The sequence below is a fragment of the Endozoicomonas sp. ALB115 genome (assembly GCF_049310245.1).
Classification (GTDB): domain Bacteria; phylum Pseudomonadota; class Gammaproteobacteria; order Pseudomonadales; family Endozoicomonadaceae; genus Endozoicomonas.
Genome location: NZ_JBLYZG010000001.1, coordinates 62,594 through 80,574, shown reverse-complemented (window position 1 = coordinate 80,574; position 17,981 = coordinate 62,594). Strand labels below are relative to the sequence as shown.

Sequence of the window (17,981 nt, the reverse complement as noted above, 5' to 3'; positions counted from 1 at the left end):
TGCCAAGGCCATAAATAAAGCTGTCATAGTACTGCCAATAAGACGACACCGGTTACCTCACCGGGAAGATTTCGGTATAGTTTGTTTGAAAATGTTATTGATTGGAAGAGTTTTTTACTTTGGATCACATCATTTTGATCTACCTGTACCAGAAACAGGTGATCTCAAGCTATTACCCCCTGAATTTATGCTGCTGGAGTCGATAAAATGGAGCGATCGGTATTTTTTATCTCTGATGGTACTGGCATTACCGCTGAATCCTTTGGCCAAAGTCTGCTGGCCCAGTTCTCGGGGCCTACATTCCGTCACCACACCCTGCCCTATATTGATACCCCCGAAAAAGCCGTTCGGGCACTGACCCTGATTAAAGAGACTCATCAGCATGAGGTGATTCAACCTATCCTCTTTATGACGGTGTTGAATGAAGAGGTCAGCAAACTGCTGCACACCAGCGGGGCTTATATTATTGACCTCTTTGCTACCTTCCTTCCCGGCCTGGAGATGGAGTTAGGCTCACACCCGTTGTATACCGTTGGCAAGAAGCGTTCCACAACCAGCAGTGCCAGCTATCACCGTCGCATCGAAGCGGTGCAGTTTGCCCTTGATAATGATGATGGTGCCCGCATCCGACACTATGAAAAGGCCGATATTATCGTGCTGGGTGCCTCCCGTTCGGGCAAAACACCCACCTGCATCTATCTTGGTTTACAGTTTGGTATCTATGCCGCCAATTACCCCATTACCGAGGATGATTTTGATAAGGGCATCAAGCTGCCTGATTTTCTTCGCCCGCACAAAGAACGTCTTTTTGGTTTGACCATCAATCCGGCCCGGCTCTCAGGCATCAGAAATGAGCGCCGTCCAAACAGCCGCTACTCATCAGTCAGGCAATGTCAATATGAAATACAGATGGTTGAACAGATCTATAACCAGGAGCAGATCAGCTATATCGATACCACTGAATTTTCTGTCGAAGAGATTGCAACACGGATCATGGATCAGGCCAATCTGACAAGAAGGCTGAAATAACCATCATTCAAAATTCATCAGGCCCTGAGGACTGCCCTTTATTAAATTGTTGCATAACAGTTATTTTTTCCTTGTGGCCCGCGGAATTGAATTTTTTTTCCTTCCCCTTGTCGAATGGTTGGAAAGGCATCTTTGACAAGAGGAAGAAAACGTGGATGTAACAGGCATAAAAACCGATACGACTAATGCATCAGACTTAACTTCAGAAGCCAGCTGTTGCGACGAGACAGGAAATTATAAATCTCTGACAGTGCGACAAACTGAAGACAAGGAGGTACACCTCAACCCTGTCAATTCTGGCTCCGACAACACTGGAGAATCTGAAACCAGTGCAGCAGGTTCTAACAGGTTGTTTACCCTTACTGGCAGCAAAGTCAGTCATTCTGAACCTTGTGGTCCGAAAGCTACTGGAAGCTTTACAGGAAGTTCTACAGGAAGCACCGAAGGCAGTCAGAATGTGACTTCCAGCGCTGGCCTTCACTTGGTAAACCAAACGGGTTTGCAGGCATTGCTCACCTTAAAAGATGTTGAAAAACAATATGTTAAGGAAGAATTGAAGAAACTTGTTCAACAGCTTGATGAATTACACGTCGGTGTCAGTTTAAGGGGTAAAGTCTATAACCTTAAAAGAAATATCTGGCAATACATTGATGAGGACTTAATCCTTGTGGGTAAACGTTTTTACTCAAAGGATATTCAATTAAGAAAAATAATAGCGGATGGCATTCAAGGAGTACTTCGGGATATCGCTATTTGGGCAGGGATCAACACCAGCAACCTGAAAGTACTGACCTATATTATTGAACAAGGGTTTCCCATCATTAACGGCCCTGCCTGGATGGATCCGAATCCTGAATCTATCGTTTACCTCCCTTTTGATACAATGATGAAACTGGTAGACAACTGCAACCCGTATTGCCCGGACCTATTATTTGTTAAGGCTATTTTCGCTGGTGCGGACCCTCAATTTGACGTTCTTACCCAGACGATTTTAACTCGACGCATGAATGATGGACTGTTTCAGGAAACAATCGCTAAATCAATACCAACCGTTTCACATACAAGGTTAATGGTGTTCTTCAATTACCTCCGTCAAAAATGTAATGCCAGAGATATGATTGAAGACTTATTTAGGCATAAGTTCAGCAACCACCGAACTTCAAATCTTCGCGAGATTTATAGATACAAAGACAGCATAATATTGCTTTTTGTTCTTGAAGCCATTGCACAACAATCACCGGATAAAGCCCGTACCCTTATTTGTTCATTTTCTCAGCGTGAACAGCAAGTGATGGCAATGACAGCTCTTTTGGGAGGACTGCATCAATCTACCGAATTATTATGTGGAATGGGTATTACCGTCGCCAGCAAGCCGTTTAAGGAAGCATCCGTTAATTTAAAAAATTCTCCTTTTCTTATGGCCAAAGAGGCTGGATTGACCAATGAACGATTATTTATCAATACAGTAAATCGGGTAGCTCCATTTTTATGGACCTTGCCCGATAATGATGGGCTACAGTGGTACAAGGATACAATTTTTCCCAATAAGAAAGGACATTCGTTTATCCATCTTGCCATGAAGCAAGCGTCCATTTACCAGGAGGGAAATCATGAATCGAAAAAATGGTCAGGCCCGGATCATACCAAACATTTGCGTCTGGGCGATGTAAGCCTGTGGGCGACAAAAATTTTTACGGTATTGGATGATACTATTTCTACCAACATTACGGGGCTTTTACAGAAAGATCCTCGTTATTGTGAGGCATGGAACATCCTGATCAGCAGGGCTAAATGCTGTAATGGCCTTACCCATCCTGATGATTTTATGAAATTCATGGACTGGCTGTTGATCGATGGCCTGTCACTGGTTCGAATGGAGCCGGAATACCGGAAGGAAGAGGCAGCCTTTACCACTCGCCAAAAAAGTTATCGCCCGGATCTGTGGCCGGATCCACATAGTCAGGTTCCAATAGATGAGCGACTGGCCTACTCAGCATCAGATGAGCTACTGGTAGCCTATAGCAAAGTCGTCACAACATTACATTTTGACATCATTGAATCATTTCTACGCCTTGCCCCTCCCGGCCATCGAATACATGTGCTGAATCACTGGTTAACTGATCCTGATTGTGCAAAACAGCGGGAAACCTTATTTCGCCAGACTGTTTACCCCCTTAATAATTTGGAAAGTCCTAACATTTGGCAGTTGTTGCTATCACTGGATAAAGATTATCAACCACCGGAAAATCAGTTTGATAATGACTGGAAAAAACCGGGCAATCCGCAACAGTGGACAGCGCCGCCCCCGACAGTATCATTAACGGGAGAATCTACCGAGGTGCACGGACGTACGTTTGCCATTCAGCGTACGGATGATGGCTGGGATTACCTGGAGTTTCTCAGCGATACGGAAAAACCGGAAGAGCTGGCAAAAACGGGTAATAAAATCAGCCTGTTGGCATCCATAGCCAGTCAGTATGGCTTGAAAAGCTCGATTCCCCAAGTTGTCGGCAGATATCACTGGAGCAATGCGCCAATTGATTCGACAACAGTTACGCCTCCAGCCAAAAGGTCAAAATCCGGGGAGAAGTGTCGCGATATTGAAGGCAAGGCAGGTTATTGCCTTCACCTGAAATCAACCAAAGATTCACCTTTTCATTTATACCCCTGCGATCTCGATCCCGTAACACAGGCGGATCAGATTTTCGCGGGACTCTGTAACTTTGCCCATGATTGCGGTGTTTTATTCAGTTGCGGATTGTATGCTCCAGCAGTAATAACAGCAGACCGTGATTCCATGACTAGCAGAAAACACCATGTCCTTTCATCTTATGTGGATGCCCCTTTCGAGGGGATGATGCTTCAGTGGAAAAAAGCGTCAGAACATCCCAGTGCAGGTCCCGCAGGCATACGAAATGCGGGTGATACGAAAAGTATGATTGAGCTGGGTGAAGATTACTTTTTCTCCAAAAGATGTCAGAAGTTTCTTGATTTTGAACAATCAGAGGACCGGGCCAAGGTGGCATTTTCAGAACTGGCCAACAATGCCCAGGGACTGGTATTGCAATATGCCCGCTGTTTTCAACAACAGTTCGATCCTGACGACAGGGAGTCCATGCTGAATCATGAGCGTAAAATAAAGACAATTCTGACCACGCTGTTTCACAAGGCCTTTCCCCAATTCACAGAAGAGTGCGTGAATCAGGCCATGGATGAAAATGAGCTGCTGTCACAGGCTGTCAGAGAGGTCATCTACTGGTGTGGTCATGACGCCAGATTCATTAACGATATAAAACAAAACATAATTCCGAAATCCATATATCCGGGTTGTTCAGAAAGTACCAATATTGCTGATTTCAGTATATTGAAACGTCGTGAGCTGATTCCCAACGTTGGTTTTGTTACATGGGATAACCAGCCAGACCTTGGCGTTCAATATGGCGTAAATCCATTGGTTGCTCTGAATGCCGTGATCGTCAAGCTACTGGCCTTAGGAGCCCTGACCTCTTTGTGAGTTAAATCTCTCATGATCGCTTTGTTGGCATTTATCATCTCTTGCGGCCGGGAATTGTTACTGCGAGACATAATTCACCCTCTATACTTCGGATCGAAGGTATATCCGGGTGCGGAACTGACAACAATTTGCAGTCTTCCGAACGAGATCGGTCAATGCGTCATCATTGATGTATTCGCCAGCTCCCGGACCAGGCTTCTAAACGGGCAATATGCGCCAGGATAAATACGGCCTCTTGCCCGGATATGGGAGGGGATTAATTGCCGCTTGCCAAACCGTTAAATACTGAGACTGCTGTTACTCAGGCAGTGGGTAATGAAATCAGGCCTGAAATAGTCCGGGATCCTGTCTGCTTCCATCGCTGGTGGGTTACCTTGCCGACGTTACCATTCGAGAACATCACCAGCTATTTATCAATTGAAGATATAAGCGCGTTCGCCCAAACATGCAAGGCAGTGGCCAGCCGATTGGTGGCCTGCGGACTGGAAGAAGTCCGCTACTTCCTCTCCTTACCAAAGGACAAACAGAATTCGTGTCAGACAATCATTCATTCTAACCGGCAACTCCTTCAGTACCTCAGGACGTTATCGATATTTTCCAGGCGCCACTTCCCTGTGCAGCTGAGCCCGGCCTTTTATGCCTGTTATACCCGGCATGTACGCCAGCAGATTATTGATGCAAAGGCACTTACCCTGAAACCCGTTGGCAGTTTGAATATGGATAGCTATGACAGGCATTATCATGATCTTGAGCTGTGCATCATTGCCGCAACCAGAGTGGATGGGTTCATTGATATTCTGACTCCGGATCGTCATGGTCACTGGTGCCGATCGGCTGAAATCAAATCCAATGAAATTTGCTATTTTGATCAGCAACGCGCTAACCATATTTTATTTATCCCACAGAAGGTGTCGAAAAGCCTGGTGGGAGAACCACCGCACAACAAAAACATCGGCAAAGACCACTTATTGTCCGTTTATGAATGTCACGATGATTCCTGGGTTGAGCAACAGCAATTGACCATCGGTGAGGTGTTTCCTCAAATCAGGACAATATTGAAGAATGACGTTTATCTGTATCCTATGAATGACTTCTATCTGTCACCGGATGCCAGCGCACTGGTCTGTGCGTACCAGTTGCGTGAAGTTGCCATTCTGGGTCGGGAAGCGGAAGGTCAGTGGGTTAATAAAGGCAGCATTACAACCCGTATTCGTAACTTGTTGTTCAGTGGTGACAGCCGTCATGTCGCGCTTTGGGACGGTTCATACATCGCGCTAATGGGCAAGTCAGACGATGGAGCCTGGTCACAAACCGGTAAAATCATTGTTACAGACACGGATATTGACATGAACTTAATCACCGGTGCTGGTAGTGAGTCTGAAGATGAGTTTGAACTCGAGGTACTATTCAGCCCGGATAATCAGCATTTTGTCACATGGTTTGATAATGCTGGTGTTGATGCTCATCGAGATAATTTCTTTGTCGTCATCGCATCCCTTGGTCCGCACGGAAAATGGCGTGAAAAGCAGAGAATTGTCAAAACCTGTGAGCCTCCGACAACGTATTACCCCCTGGAACCTGCTTTTGGTCCCGATGGTCGGCTGCTGATTATCACCACCGATGACGGTGTTGAAATCTGGGAATTAAACAGTGAGGATCAATGGCTTCCCGCTGTTCAGGAGCAGCCCCATTGCGGTAAAGGCAGTGTTCATTTTTCTGTGCACCCGGATGAATTTATCAGCATAAACTGGCGTAATATATCAGTCTGGCGCAAGGCGGTGTCCGGAACCTGGGGCAAAGCCCAAACATTTTCGGCTGGATCTCTGACCAGAGTCAGTCCTGACGGTGGCACCATTGTCTGTAATGAACCGTCAGCCCATACCGATATCCACCAACGCCAACCTTCTGGTGAGTGGATCAGTCAACGTATCGAATTTTCCATCAGGGATGGGTGTTTTAATAATGAGAGCTGCCTGCTTGCCGTTGTACCACCCCTTGAAACCGAAACCGACCACCTGATTTTGCTGGGGGTGAACGCAGACGGGATCTGGCAGGAAAAGGACCGGTTGCCATCAGAACACAGAATTCATGCATTTTGTTTTAGCCCGTGCAGCCGCAGCATACAGATCGAAAGTGATCGCGGTGGCAATGGTGTCAGAATACAAAGTTTTTTTTCTTTCTGGAGGATCGTCCCGGACCAATGTTAACGCTTTTCTGCGCTAGTACATGGTTTCAATGAGTTTGACGGGTTGTCGTGTCTCCGCACTCCGTTCGTCCTGAGCCTGTCGAAGGGCGGAAACTCCGGACTCTGATAGATCGTGCCAAGCACCCTTCGACTCCGCTCAGGGTGAACGGAGATTGTACACTTCAAACTCATTGAAACCATGCACTAGAACTGATTTCCCCGCAGTTTCATTGGACGGGCAAACAAACCCAGCCCTCCATCAAAACCCTGGCACTGCGGCTCATAATGGCTTTGGTCACTGACCATTGCCCATTATTCAGCACTGCTTCTGCCCCCACTTTCAAGGTACCCGAGGGGTGGCCAAAACGGACCGGGTTTCGTTCACCACCACCGGCAGCGAGGTTAACCAGGGTGCCCGGAATGGCGGCCGCAGTGCCAATGGCCACGGCAGCGGTGCCCATCATGGCATGATGCAGTTTACCCATGGAGAGTGCCCTGACCAGCAGGTCGATCTCATCTTCAGAGACCTCCTTGCCGCTGGATGAGAGGTAACTTTTCGGTTCAGCAACAAAAGCAACTTTCGGCGTATGCTGTCGGGTTGCGGCTTCTTCCAGGCTGCTGATCAACCCCATCTGCAGTGCGCCATAAGCCCGAATGTTCTCAAACATGGCCAGTGCCTGCTTATCGCCGTTGATCACTTCCTGTAGTTCAGTCCCCTGGTAACCAATGTCTGCTGCATTGATAAAAATGGTGGGAATGCCGGCATTGATCAGGGTTGCCTTTAACGTCCCAACGCCGGGTACTTCAAGATCATCCACCAGGTGGCCTGTCGGGAACATGGCACCTTCACCATCAGCAGGATCGAGAAACTCAACCTGAACCTCGGCCGCCGGGAAAGTCACACCGTCCAGGACAAAATCACCCGTTTCCTGAACCGCACCATTGGTCATTGGCACATGGGCAATAATGGTTTTTTTGATATTGGCCTGCCAGATCCTTACCGTTGCGATGCCATTGTCGGGTATCCGTTGCTTATCAACCAGACCGCTGGTGATGGCAAAGGCCCCGACAGCCGCCGTCAGGTTGCCGCAGTTACCACTCCAGTCCACGACAGGTTGATCAATGGCTACCTGACCAAAGAGATAATCGACATCATGGTCAGGCTGACTGCTTTGCGACAGGATCACCGTTTTGCTGGTACTGGACGTGGCACCCCCCATACCATCAATCTGCTTACCATAGGGGTCCGGACTGCCAATCACTCGAAGAAGCAGAGCATCACGGGCCTTACCCGGAACCTGTGCAGCTGGCGGAAGATCGGTGAGATTAAAAAAAACGCCCTTGCTGGTTCCGCCTCGCATATAAGTAGCAGGAACCTTGATTTGTGGAGGATGAGCCATGGAGAACAGCTCCTTCTGTTATAGGATTGTTGTGCTGGCCCTGATCAAGGGCCAGCGTGAGAGCCGTCAGGCAGCTGCTTCGGATTCCAGGAAGTCCCTGGCAAAACGTTGCAGTACACCACCGGCATCGTATACGGATACTTCTTCAGCGGTATCCAGGCGACAGGTTACCGGGACCTCAACAGCTTCTCCGCTGGTACGGTGAATCAACAGGCTCAGTGTTGCTCCGGGCGTCCGCTCACCGATAACATCGTAGGTTTCGCTGCCATCAAGACCCAGTGTCTTGCGGGTTGTGCCAGCCTTGAATTCCAGAGGCAGCACACCCATACCCACCAGGTTAGTCCGGTGAATACGCTCGAACCCTTCTGCCACAATGGCCTCCACACCGGCAAGCCGAACCCCTTTGGCAGCCCAGTCACGGGATGATCCCTGCCCATAATCCGCACCGGCTACAATAATCAGCGGCTGGCGACGCTCCATATAGGTCTCAATGGCTTCCCACATCCGTGTTTCTTTGCCTTCGGGCTCAATTCTGGCCAAAGAGCCCTGCCTGACTTCGCCATTAGCATCCAGACACATCTCATTGAGCAGCTTTGGGTTGGCAAAGGTGGCCCGTTGCGCGGTCAGATGGTCACCACGGTGGGTGGCATAGGAGTTAAAGTCTTCTTCCGGCAGCCCCATTTTCGCCAGATATTCCCCCGCCGCACTGCTGGCCAGAATCGCATTGGAAGGCGACAGGTGATCGGTGGTGATGTTATCGCCCAGAATCGCCAGAGGGCGCATGCCTTTCAGGGTGCGCTCACCAGCCAGAGCCCCTTCCCAATAGGGAGGACGGCGAATGTAGGTACTCATGGAGCGCCAGTGGTAGAGAGGACTTTCGGCCTGCTCCGCCTTGCCCAGATCAAACATGGGAATATAAACCTGGTTAAACTGCTCTGGTTTTACGGATTCAGCAACAATGGCGTCAATCTCTTCATCGCTGGGCCAGATGTCTTTCAAGGTGATGGGGTTGCCATCCTGATCAGTACCCAATGCATCCTTTTCAATATCAAAGCGCACCGTACCGGCAATCGCATAAGCCACCACCAACGGTGGCGAGGCGAGGAAGGCCTGCCTGGCGTAGGGATGAATCCGTCCATCAAAGTTACGGTTGCCAGAGAGAACGGCCGTTGCATAAAGATCCCGATCTATGACTTCCTGTTGAATTTCCGGATCAAGAGCCCCACTCATACCGTTACAGGTGGTACAGGCGTAGGCGACAATGCCAAAGCCCAGTTTCTCCATTTCAGAAAGAAGACCTGCTTCCTCAAGATAGAGCCTGGCGACTTTGGAACCTGGTGCGAAAGATGACTTCACCCAGGGTTTCCGGACAAGCCCCAGCTCATTAGCCTTTCGGGCCACCAGACCGGCGGCAACCACGTTACGGGGATTACTGGTATTGGTACAGCTGGTGATAGCCGCAATGATGATGGCACCATCGGGCATTAAGCCTTCTTGCTCATCTTCTTTTTTATAAGGCCCCGCAACGCCACGACTTGCCAGCTCAGAGGTCGGCAAACGACGGTGTGGGTTGGATGGCCCTGCCATATTCCGGCAAACCGCAGAGAGATCAAAGGTCAGCACCCTCTCATAGTCAGCGGTTTTCAGATCATCAGCCCACAGTCCGGTGGTTTTGGCGTAATTCTCCACCAGGGCCACCTGTTCAGGCTCCCGACCGGTCAACTTAAGATAATCAATGGTCTGTTCATCGATATAGAACATCCCGGCGGAAGCACCAAACTCCGGGGTCATATTGGCAATGGTGGCACGATCACCAATGGTAAGATTGGCAGCCCCCTCGCCAAAGAACTCCAAATAAGATGAAACCACTCGCTCATTTCTCAGGAATTCAGTCAGGGCCAGTACGATGTCGGTGGCGGTAATGCCCGGCTGACGCTGCCCTGTCAGCTCAACACCGACGATATCAGGAAGGCGCATCATGGAAGGACGACCCAGCATCACCGTTTCCGCTTCCAGGCCACCAACACCAATTGCGATAACGCCAAGGGCATCGACATGGGGCGTATGGCTGTCGGTACCGACACAGGTATCAGGATAGGCGACACCATCGCGGGCCTGGATAACCGGAGACATTTTCTCCAGGTTGATCTGATGCATGATGCCATTACCCGCAGGAATCACATCAACATTCTCAAAGGCGGTTTTGCTCCACTCGATAAAGTGGAAACGGTCTTCATTGCGACGATCTTCAATAGCCCGGTTCTTTGCCAATGCCTCCGGATCAAAACCGCCATATTCAACGGCCAGAGAGTGGTCAACAATCAACTGGGTTGGCACAACCGGGTTAACTCTGGCAGGATCACCGCCCTGCCCGGCGATAGCGTCTCGCAATCCGGCAAGATCCACCAGGGCGGTCTGGCCAAGAATGTCATGGCAGACAACACGGGCCGGATACCAGGGGAAATCCAGGTCACGCTTACGCTCAATGATCTGCTTCAGGGAGTCAGTCAGAGTAGCCGGGTCACAGCGGCGAACCAGCTGCTCGGCCAGCACTCTGGCGGTATAGGGTAAGGTGTTATAGGTGCCCGGCTGAATCGCTTCCACGGCTGCACGGGTATCATAATAGTCCAGCTGGGTGCCGGGTAAGGGTTTACGAAAATCAGTGTTCATACGTCGAACGTCCACCGGGCAAATAATTTGTTTTTATAAACTACGCAGACCACAAAGAACACAAAGACAGCTTTTTTCTCTGGTGGTCTTTGTGGTTAATCGCGATCTTCAATAGCCACCCATTCTGCGCTTTCCGGTCCGGTGTAGTCGGCAGATGGTCGGATAATGCGGTTGTTAGCACGCTGCTCCATAACGTGAGCGGTCCAGCCAGCCACCCGCGAACAAACAAAGATCGGGGTAAACAACCTGGTAGGAATACCCATAAAGTTGTAGGCCGAAGCGTGGAAGAAGTCGGCATTACAGAACAGCTTCTTCTCCCGCCACATGACCGCCTCAACACGCTCGGAAACGGCATACAGATACTGATCGCCCACCTGCTCAGACAACTTCCGCGACCACTGTTTGATGATGGCATTACGGGGATCAGACTCACGATAAATGGCATGGCCAAAGCCCATAATCTTATCCTTGCGGGCCAGCATGCCCATGATCTTCTCTTCGGCCTCCTCTGGGGAGCGCCAGTTCTCGATCATTGCCATAGCCGCTTCGTTAGCGCCACCGTGGAGCGGGCCACGCAGTGAGCCGATGGCACCGGTCACACAACTGTGAATATCAGAAAGGGTGGAAGCACAAACACGACCGGTAAAGGTTGAAGCATTGAACTCATGCTCGGCATAAAGCACCAGGGAAGCGTGCATCACCTGAACATGGAGTGGCTCAGGCTTTTTGTTGTGCAGAGTCCAGAGAAACTGCTCGGCGATGGAGTCAGCATCGGTATCAACATCGACCCGAACACCGTTGTGGCTGAAGTTGTACCAGTAGTTGATCATGCCGGGGAAAATGGCCAGCATGCGGTCAATATGATCGTTCTGCTGTGAGAAATCCTGTTCGGTTTCCAGGTTACCCAGCATTGAACAACCGGTACGCATTACATCCATTGGGTGAGCTTCCGCAGGAATCTGTTCGAGTACCGTTTTCAGAGCATCGGGCAGAGAGCGAAGGCCTTTCAGTCTGGTTTTGTAGGCGTCCAGTTCAGCCTGGTTTGGCAGTTTGCCATAAAGCAGAAGATACGCGACTTCTTCAAACTGGGCATTGTCGGCCAGCTCTTTGATATCGTAACCACGGTAAGTGAGGCCCGAACCGGTTTTGCCAACGGTACAGAGCGCGGTTTCACCGGCTGACTGACCACGCAGACCAGCACCACTTATTTTTTTTTCAGCCCCAGAGTTCGATTTTTTTTCTGTCCCAGAGTTCGTCGACATAATACTTCTCCGTTTTTTTTATTTCGTTTTATGGGTTAAGGAACTCTTTGGTTCTCACCAGCTGTTCACGCTCCTGGAAGGTCATCATGCCATCGGCGATAGCGCCACTGTTACCGTCACGCCTGATCACCTCCAATACTTCCCGCATCGCGGTCACTGCAGCCCGCTGCAGGTCAGAAGGAATAATGATCAGCTGATAGCCCATCGCTTTCAGGTCTTCAGTAGGTACCAGTGGTGTTTTACCGCTGTAGAACATATTAATCAGCTTGGGACCGGGAGCCTGTTTGGCAATGGCTTCAATCTGCCCAATGGTCTGTGGTGCCTCAACAAACAGCATATCCGCCCCTGCTTCGACATAAGCCCTGGCACGATCCAAAGCATCGTCAAAACCGGTAACGGCAATAGCATCAGTACGGGCAATCACGGTGACATCGTCGGCATACTTTCTGGCCACCGAGACTTTCTTACACATCTCGTCAACAGATACCAGAGACTTGCCGTCCAGATGCCCGCAGCGCTTGGGAAACTCCTGGTCTTCCAGATGAAAAGCACTGACGCCCGCATTGGCAAAAAGCTCCACAGTGCGTTTGACATTCACCTCATTGCCAAAACCGGTATCCGCATCCGCAATGACTGGCAGAGAGGTGGCTGCCACGATCTGACGAACCCGGTCAACCACTTCCGTCAGTGTCAGCAGACCAATATCAGGCACACCGGTGCTGCGGGCAATGGCACCACCACTGGCGTATAACGCTGAGAAACCGGCTTCTTCACCGAGCCGGGCCGAAATACCATCGTAAACACCGGGAGCGGTGACAATGCCCTGCTCAGCGATCAATCGACTCAAGGCATTATTCTTTTGATTCATGGCGTTACCTCTGATTCTTAATTCTTGATATAAAGAGTGTTAACAACAGCATTATCTATGTTGCGGACCCTGTCGACGTCATAGACACCAAAGAACATGTTTGACAATATTTTAAACCGAGATATTTATACCGAACTTTACTCAGCACTTCTACCTGCATTGAAAACAACATATAACTAAATCAGTGACATATAGATCACAATCGCTTATTCAAAAAACATCTCAGAAAAGCTGCATTGTGTTGAAATAAAAGGCTATGCTTGCGCCGCAGGAGAGTTTCAACACACTCTGCTCTTGATGGCCGGTAACGGCGAGAAGAGTCAGACTGAAAACTGTTTGAGTGTTCCTTGTTGATCGCACGGAACTGAAGTTAACTCTAATTAACTCTAATTAACGCTAAGGAGTCATATCTTGGATACAACGATAAAAAATGCATCTTATGCATCAATACCTATGCAACCTCTAAACGAGGATCAAAAAGCATCAAGTGAAAATACAGAAGGATCTGTTAATACCAGCAATGGAAGGTGTTGCGTTATTGGTCTCGGTGTGGTCATTATCGGAGGCGTGGCATTAGGGCTAGGGCTTCGATTGACGGGCGGTAAGCAATTAAGTGCCAGTACGTCCGTGTCTGGACTTGGAAATACTCAGGGTTTCGATACCCGTGGGGCTCCAACTAGAACTGTCAGCAGCACCCCCGAGTCATTTATAACCAGATGCATATCATGCCCCCCTAATACCGAAGTAACTACTCCAAGCACTCCCTGGGCACCTCAAACAGCTACGTCGCCAGCACGCACTTATCCTCAGGGAACAACACCACCTACAACTTCCAACAACGCCCCCCAGCAGCCTTCCGCCAGCACAACAATCCCCCATAAACCCTTGGCAAGTACTAAACAATCTCTCTCGCTATCTCCATCAACTACTATAGTGCCAACATCTTCTAATCCTAATTCTACATCTTCAAACACTCCCGACTGAGAGATGAGATGATGTCCCCATCGGCTTTGATGTTACTGCTACTACATCAAGGCTGCCGGGGTTGATGGTTACTTTATCAGTTGAGATACTATCTACGGTTTTAAGTGCAATTGTTCTCAGGGAAGTTATACAGCTAACCATCGCGATCGCAATATCTGATGATAATTAGCACTTGATGGCTGGTTCGTGGATTGTAGACGATGGCATAGTGCCCCGGCTCCAGTTAAAATGCCGACTGTTTTGTTCGGACACCTGTATGAAGACGCTGACAATTCTGGAACTGGAATATAAAGACGATACCAGTCTCTACTTTGAACATTTTATTCACCTCCCTTATCCCTGTTTTCTGGATAGCTCGGTATTCGATGGAAAGCAGGCAGTCTATAAAGATCATTCCAGCCGTTATGACATTATGACTGCAGCTCCAGAAATGCACTTCACCTTCACCCCGGAAGGTGATTTGATGATTGAAGATCTTATTCAACAAAAAACAGAAACTGTTTCTGGAGCTGAACCTTTTTCGCCATTGCCAAAACGGCTTAATGCCATGAGCAAAGTCGACAATGTCGGCTTGCCTTTTGTTGGTGGCATGGTTGGTTACTGGGGATATGAACTGTGTGAACACCTTGAGCCGGACCGAATAGCCCATCGAGACAGTTCAACACCGCTGATGTCCGTCGGGCTCTATCAGTGGGCGCTGATCTGTGATCATAAGGAACGACGGGCCTGTCTGGTGTTTCATCCTGATATACCCGAATCATTGAAAACTGAAATTCTGCAAGCTATTGACCATAAAGTCAGGAAGTCAGACCGTTCACCATTCAAACTGCTCGACAGGTTCACCCCGACACAAACCCCGGCTGAATACCAGTGTGCATTTCAGCAAATTCAGGACTATATTGTGGCGGGAGATTGCTATGAGGTGAATCTTACCCAGCGTTTTACTGCGCCCTATAGCGGCGATTCCTGGGAAGCATTTAAAAAGCTCAGAACCATCACCAAAGCGCCCTACTCTGCGTTTATTTCGCGTCCTGACCTGAGCATTCTCAGCCATTCTCCGGAGCAGTTTATCCGGCTGAAAAACGGTCATGTTGCCACCAAGCCCATCAAGGGTACCCGTCCCAGGGGCCACTCTCCTGAAGAAGACCGTGCCATTGCTGAGGAGCTACAACATAGCCAGAAGGATCAATCGGAAAACCTGATGATTGTCGATCTGCTGAGAAACGATCTTGGTAAGGTCTGCAAGACAGGTACCGTGTCAGTACCCCGATTATTTGCCCTGGAAAGTTATGCCAACGTGCATCACCTGGTCAGTACAGTGAAAGGCCAACTGATGGACGATTATGATGCATTTAACCTGCTGGGAAGCACATTCCCCGGCGGTTCGATTACCGGAGCGCCAAAAATACGATCCATGGAGATTATCAGGGAGCTGGAACCGGTAGCCCGCACTGTTTACTGTGGCTCCATCGGCTATATCAGCTGTGATGGCAATATGGATACCAGTATCACCATACGGACGATTCTGGCCAAAGATGGCGAATTACACTGCTGGGGAGGTGGGGCGATTGTTGCTGACTCTGACTGTGAATCGGAATACCAGGAGTCCATAACTAAAGTAAAAAATCTGATGAGTACTCTGGAAAGGTTTCTGTAACAGAGTTCTTAGCGGATACACTCAGGCGGTGTGCTTAAAAGTTCTGGCCACTGCCTGATCCAGCCGATCAGATGATCCGCTTCTATCTGAAGGATATTAATGCAGGATTGATCTGCCAATGTCCGGGCATAATGCTGACTGACCTCAACAGGAACAATATCATCTCTGGACCCGACAAAATGAATTTGGGGGATATCGGATAAATGACTGCTAAAAGACTCAGGATTCAGAGCTGTCGGCATGTCTGAAACACCGTGATAGTGATTAAGGTAGCGGGGAGCAAGATTACCCGCTACGGTTCTGACAGAAATCACATCGTTCCTGTTAGCGGCCAGCAGTAGAGCAATGCTTCCGCCTCCGGAGTAACCGATCAGTTCAAGCTGACGGTAACCGCCGTTTTCTTTAAGGGATGACACCACAGAGTTCATAGTCTCAACCACCTTTTTGCTGTAACGCCCAAACGTCCATACCCTGCTATTGCAGTGGCCATTCATCTTGTACTGGCAAGGTTGTCCGAGATAAGCAATATCCGGTGATGCATCTTTCAGCATCAAGTGATGAACCAGTCGATTCGTCGGCGTAGGATCCAAGGATGGACGGTTAGATCTCAACCATGCCCGGCCATCCCCTTCAATATAGATGCGTAATGTGTCGCTCAACGGCTGTGACGGAGCCAGGGTGTAAACCGGCCAATAGAACTGATCATAAATGGTGGCAATCAACCCCTGGCGAAACGCATCCGGGCTGACTTCAGGAATTTGCTGGCGAGTCTCACAGCCAAAAATCAAACAGGCTACGAGAACGGAAACGATATTTCTTAAGTTTGTTTCATGCATTCAATATCAGATAGGGATATTCATAATACGGTGGGTTGTGAGATCAACGACACCATTCGGCTGAATGAAGGTGCCACCGACGGTGGTAACGTTATCAACGATGGTTCCGTTGACCAAATTATGCTGGACGGTGCCACCGTTGAGGCCCCCAGCCTGCAAAATTTTACGGTAACTATTCAGTGAACCCACCAAACCAGCTTACCAGACTGGTAAGGAATACCTGCCTTATAAGGGCTACGGATTTGGATGAGCTTTTTTCAGCCAGGTGGGTCATGGATTCGCAATTCTTTGAGACGACTTTCATCCATCTGCCAAGGTAGCCACTGGCTTAAATCTTCTGGTGGCTTCCGGTCATTAGCAATGCAAGCCTCAAGATAGCCCTTCAACCACAGCTTCTGATTGATCTTCCAGATCTTCAGGCTTGTCAGCACCGTAAAGAACCAGGCCGCCAGCTCCATACTCCAGTCGCTCCCGCTGCCGTAGTAGTTTTTCCGGCCAACCACGAGACCTCGCAACGTCTGTTCAGCAATATTGTTATCCATCGGAATTTCCGGATTTTGAATAAACCGGCAGAGCCCTTCCCAATGGTTCACAAGGCTCTCAAGTATCTTTTGCGCTTTTTCAGCCAGCCGTGGTCGTACCAGTTCTTTATCTCGCTGAGAGGCTATGCGTTCAACATGTTTTTCCAGTCTCAACTGGCGGGTCGGCCACTGCTTTGGGTCTTCCCGTACAAGAAGTCGTTGCTCGTTTAAATAATATAAACGAGCAATTCTATCTACCCAGGCAATGCTCCATTTTTCCAAATCCGGGTCACCACGACTGGCAGCAATAAAGTCTCGCCTGACATGAGCCCAGCAGAAGGCCAGAACAATCAATGGATGGTCTTTGGCCAGTTTCTTGTAGGCAGAATACCGGTCGCAGACAAGGGTTCCCTCGCTATCTCCAATAACTGATTCAGGGACAGAGACAGCGCGACTATTACTGATGCTGAAGTAGGCTGCCTCATCGGAAACAAATACCCAGAGCCAATGTTTCTGGCTGCCCTCTGAATCATCACACCACTGCAACCATCGGGTTTCATCGGCATGCATTCGATCACTGTGGCAAACCCGCTCTCTGCAAGCTTCCACGACCGGTTCTATGAGAGCAGGCAGTGTTTGTATTCCCGAAGTAGTGGTTCCTGCAGCCAGATCGAGCCCATGCTATTTGTACGACTGAAGCTGTCTGTTAACCGGAATAACAAAAGCATATTTGTTGATAATTAAATCAACCCAGACAGAAACTCCCAATGTTCCTCTGTTAATCAAACGTGCTGGAGATGGGGCGGTGATAATTGCGGGTGTTTCAGGACATTGGCAAGTCTTGCGATATCGCTTGCGATGGTAACGCCTCTTGTGTGGCCTGACCTCAATTTCTACAACATCACAATGATCACAGCCAGGAAACGGGTCGAAGGGCAAGCGACAGATGGCACAACACTTCTCGTTATCGGGTAGGTCAACGCCCTGATCAACCACCGGCGTTCTCATGTTTTCTCCGACCATGGCTTGGGGAACCAGGTTGCTGGCCACGCTTA

The 17,981-nt window shown here is 49.1% G+C and carries 12 protein-coding genes; 5 read left to right on the top strand and 7 right to left on the bottom strand.

What is annotated here, in order from left to right; all coding sequences use genetic code 11:
• The first annotated feature begins 207 nt into the window (after positions 1–207).
• The 3 genes from ppsR to ACO6VE_RS00315 all read left to right on the top strand — a co-directional run bounded on the left by ppsR (position 208) and on the right by ACO6VE_RS00315 (position 6,750).
• Positions 208–1,029, top strand: a complete 822-nt coding sequence (ppsR, locus tag ACO6VE_RS00325) for a posphoenolpyruvate synthetase regulatory kinase/phosphorylase PpsR (RefSeq protein WP_269674394.1) — start codon at positions 208–210, stop codon at positions 1,027–1,029.
• Positions 1,030–1,582: 553 nt separating this feature from the next.
• Positions 1,583–4,543 (top strand): hypothetical protein, encoded by a 2,961-nt coding sequence (locus tag ACO6VE_RS00320; RefSeq protein WP_422459090.1) that lies wholly within the window; start codon positions 1,583–1,585, stop codon positions 4,541–4,543.
• A gap of 260 nt (positions 4,544–4,803) precedes the next feature.
• Positions 4,804–6,750, top strand: a complete 1,947-nt coding sequence (locus tag ACO6VE_RS00315; RefSeq protein WP_422459088.1) for a hypothetical protein — start codon at positions 4,804–4,806, stop codon at positions 6,748–6,750.
• A 205-nt stretch (positions 6,751–6,955) separates the two neighbouring features.
• Here the strand turns inward: ACO6VE_RS00315 and prpF are convergent, their stop codons facing one another.
• From prpF to ACO6VE_RS00295, 4 genes are all read right to left on the bottom strand, one after another.
• The gene (gene prpF / locus ACO6VE_RS00310; RefSeq protein ID WP_422459086.1) at positions 6,956–8,128 is read right to left on the bottom strand and encodes a 2-methylaconitate cis-trans isomerase PrpF; all 1,173 of its coding nucleotides are present in this window, start codon (positions 8,126–8,128) and stop codon (positions 6,956–6,958) included.
• A gap of 66 nt (positions 8,129–8,194) precedes the next feature.
• On the bottom strand, positions 8,195–10,798 hold the full coding sequence (gene acnD / locus ACO6VE_RS00305) for a Fe/S-dependent 2-methylisocitrate dehydratase AcnD (RefSeq protein ID WP_422459084.1): 2,604 nt from the start codon (positions 10,796–10,798) through the stop codon (positions 8,195–8,197).
• A gap of 95 nt (positions 10,799–10,893) precedes the next feature.
• Positions 10,894–12,060, bottom strand: a complete 1,167-nt coding sequence (prpC, locus tag ACO6VE_RS00300; protein WP_422444986.1) for a bifunctional 2-methylcitrate synthase/citrate synthase — start codon at positions 12,058–12,060, stop codon at positions 10,894–10,896.
• 28 nt (positions 12,061–12,088) lie between these two features.
• Positions 12,089–12,928, bottom strand: coding sequence for an isocitrate lyase/PEP mutase family protein (locus tag ACO6VE_RS00295; protein ID WP_422444988.1), 840 nt, complete (start codon positions 12,926–12,928; stop codon positions 12,089–12,091).
• A 1,240-nt stretch (positions 12,929–14,168) separates the two neighbouring features.
• Between ACO6VE_RS00295 and pabB the strand changes: the two genes are divergently transcribed.
• Positions 14,169–15,569 carry an aminodeoxychorismate synthase component I gene (gene pabB / locus ACO6VE_RS00290; RefSeq protein WP_422459082.1) on the top strand — a complete coding sequence of 467 codons (1,401 nt, stop codon included), beginning with the start codon at positions 14,169–14,171 and terminating at the stop codon, positions 15,567–15,569.
• Between the two features lie 8 nt (positions 15,570–15,577).
• Here pabB and ACO6VE_RS00285 read toward each other — a convergent pair whose 3' ends face one another.
• Positions 15,578–16,405 (bottom strand): hypothetical protein, encoded by an 828-nt coding sequence (locus ACO6VE_RS00285; RefSeq protein WP_422444994.1) that lies wholly within the window; start codon positions 16,403–16,405, stop codon positions 15,578–15,580.
• On the opposite strand from ACO6VE_RS00285, the gene ACO6VE_RS00280 reads away from it, so the two are divergent.
• Positions 16,400–16,588 carry a hypothetical protein gene (locus ACO6VE_RS00280; protein ID WP_422459080.1) on the top strand — a complete coding sequence of 63 codons (189 nt, stop codon included), beginning with the start codon at positions 16,400–16,402 and terminating at the stop codon, positions 16,586–16,588. The two genes, ACO6VE_RS00285 and ACO6VE_RS00280, sit on opposite strands and share 6 nt — an antisense overlap.
• A gap of 74 nt (positions 16,589–16,662) precedes the next feature.
• Here the strand turns inward: ACO6VE_RS00280 and tnpC are convergent, their stop codons facing one another.
• Together tnpC and ACO6VE_RS00270 are read right to left on the bottom strand one after the other, a co-directional pair.
• Entirely contained in the window at positions 16,663–17,595 is a 933-nt protein-coding gene (tnpC, locus tag ACO6VE_RS00275; RefSeq protein WP_422446129.1) for an IS66 family transposase, read from the bottom strand.
• A gap of 12 nt (positions 17,596–17,607) precedes the next feature.
• A complete protein-coding gene (locus tag ACO6VE_RS00270) occupies positions 17,608–17,976 on the bottom strand; it encodes a hypothetical protein (RefSeq protein WP_422444998.1) in 369 nt (122 codons plus the stop codon).
• Between the last annotated feature and the right edge of the window lie 5 nt (positions 17,977–17,981).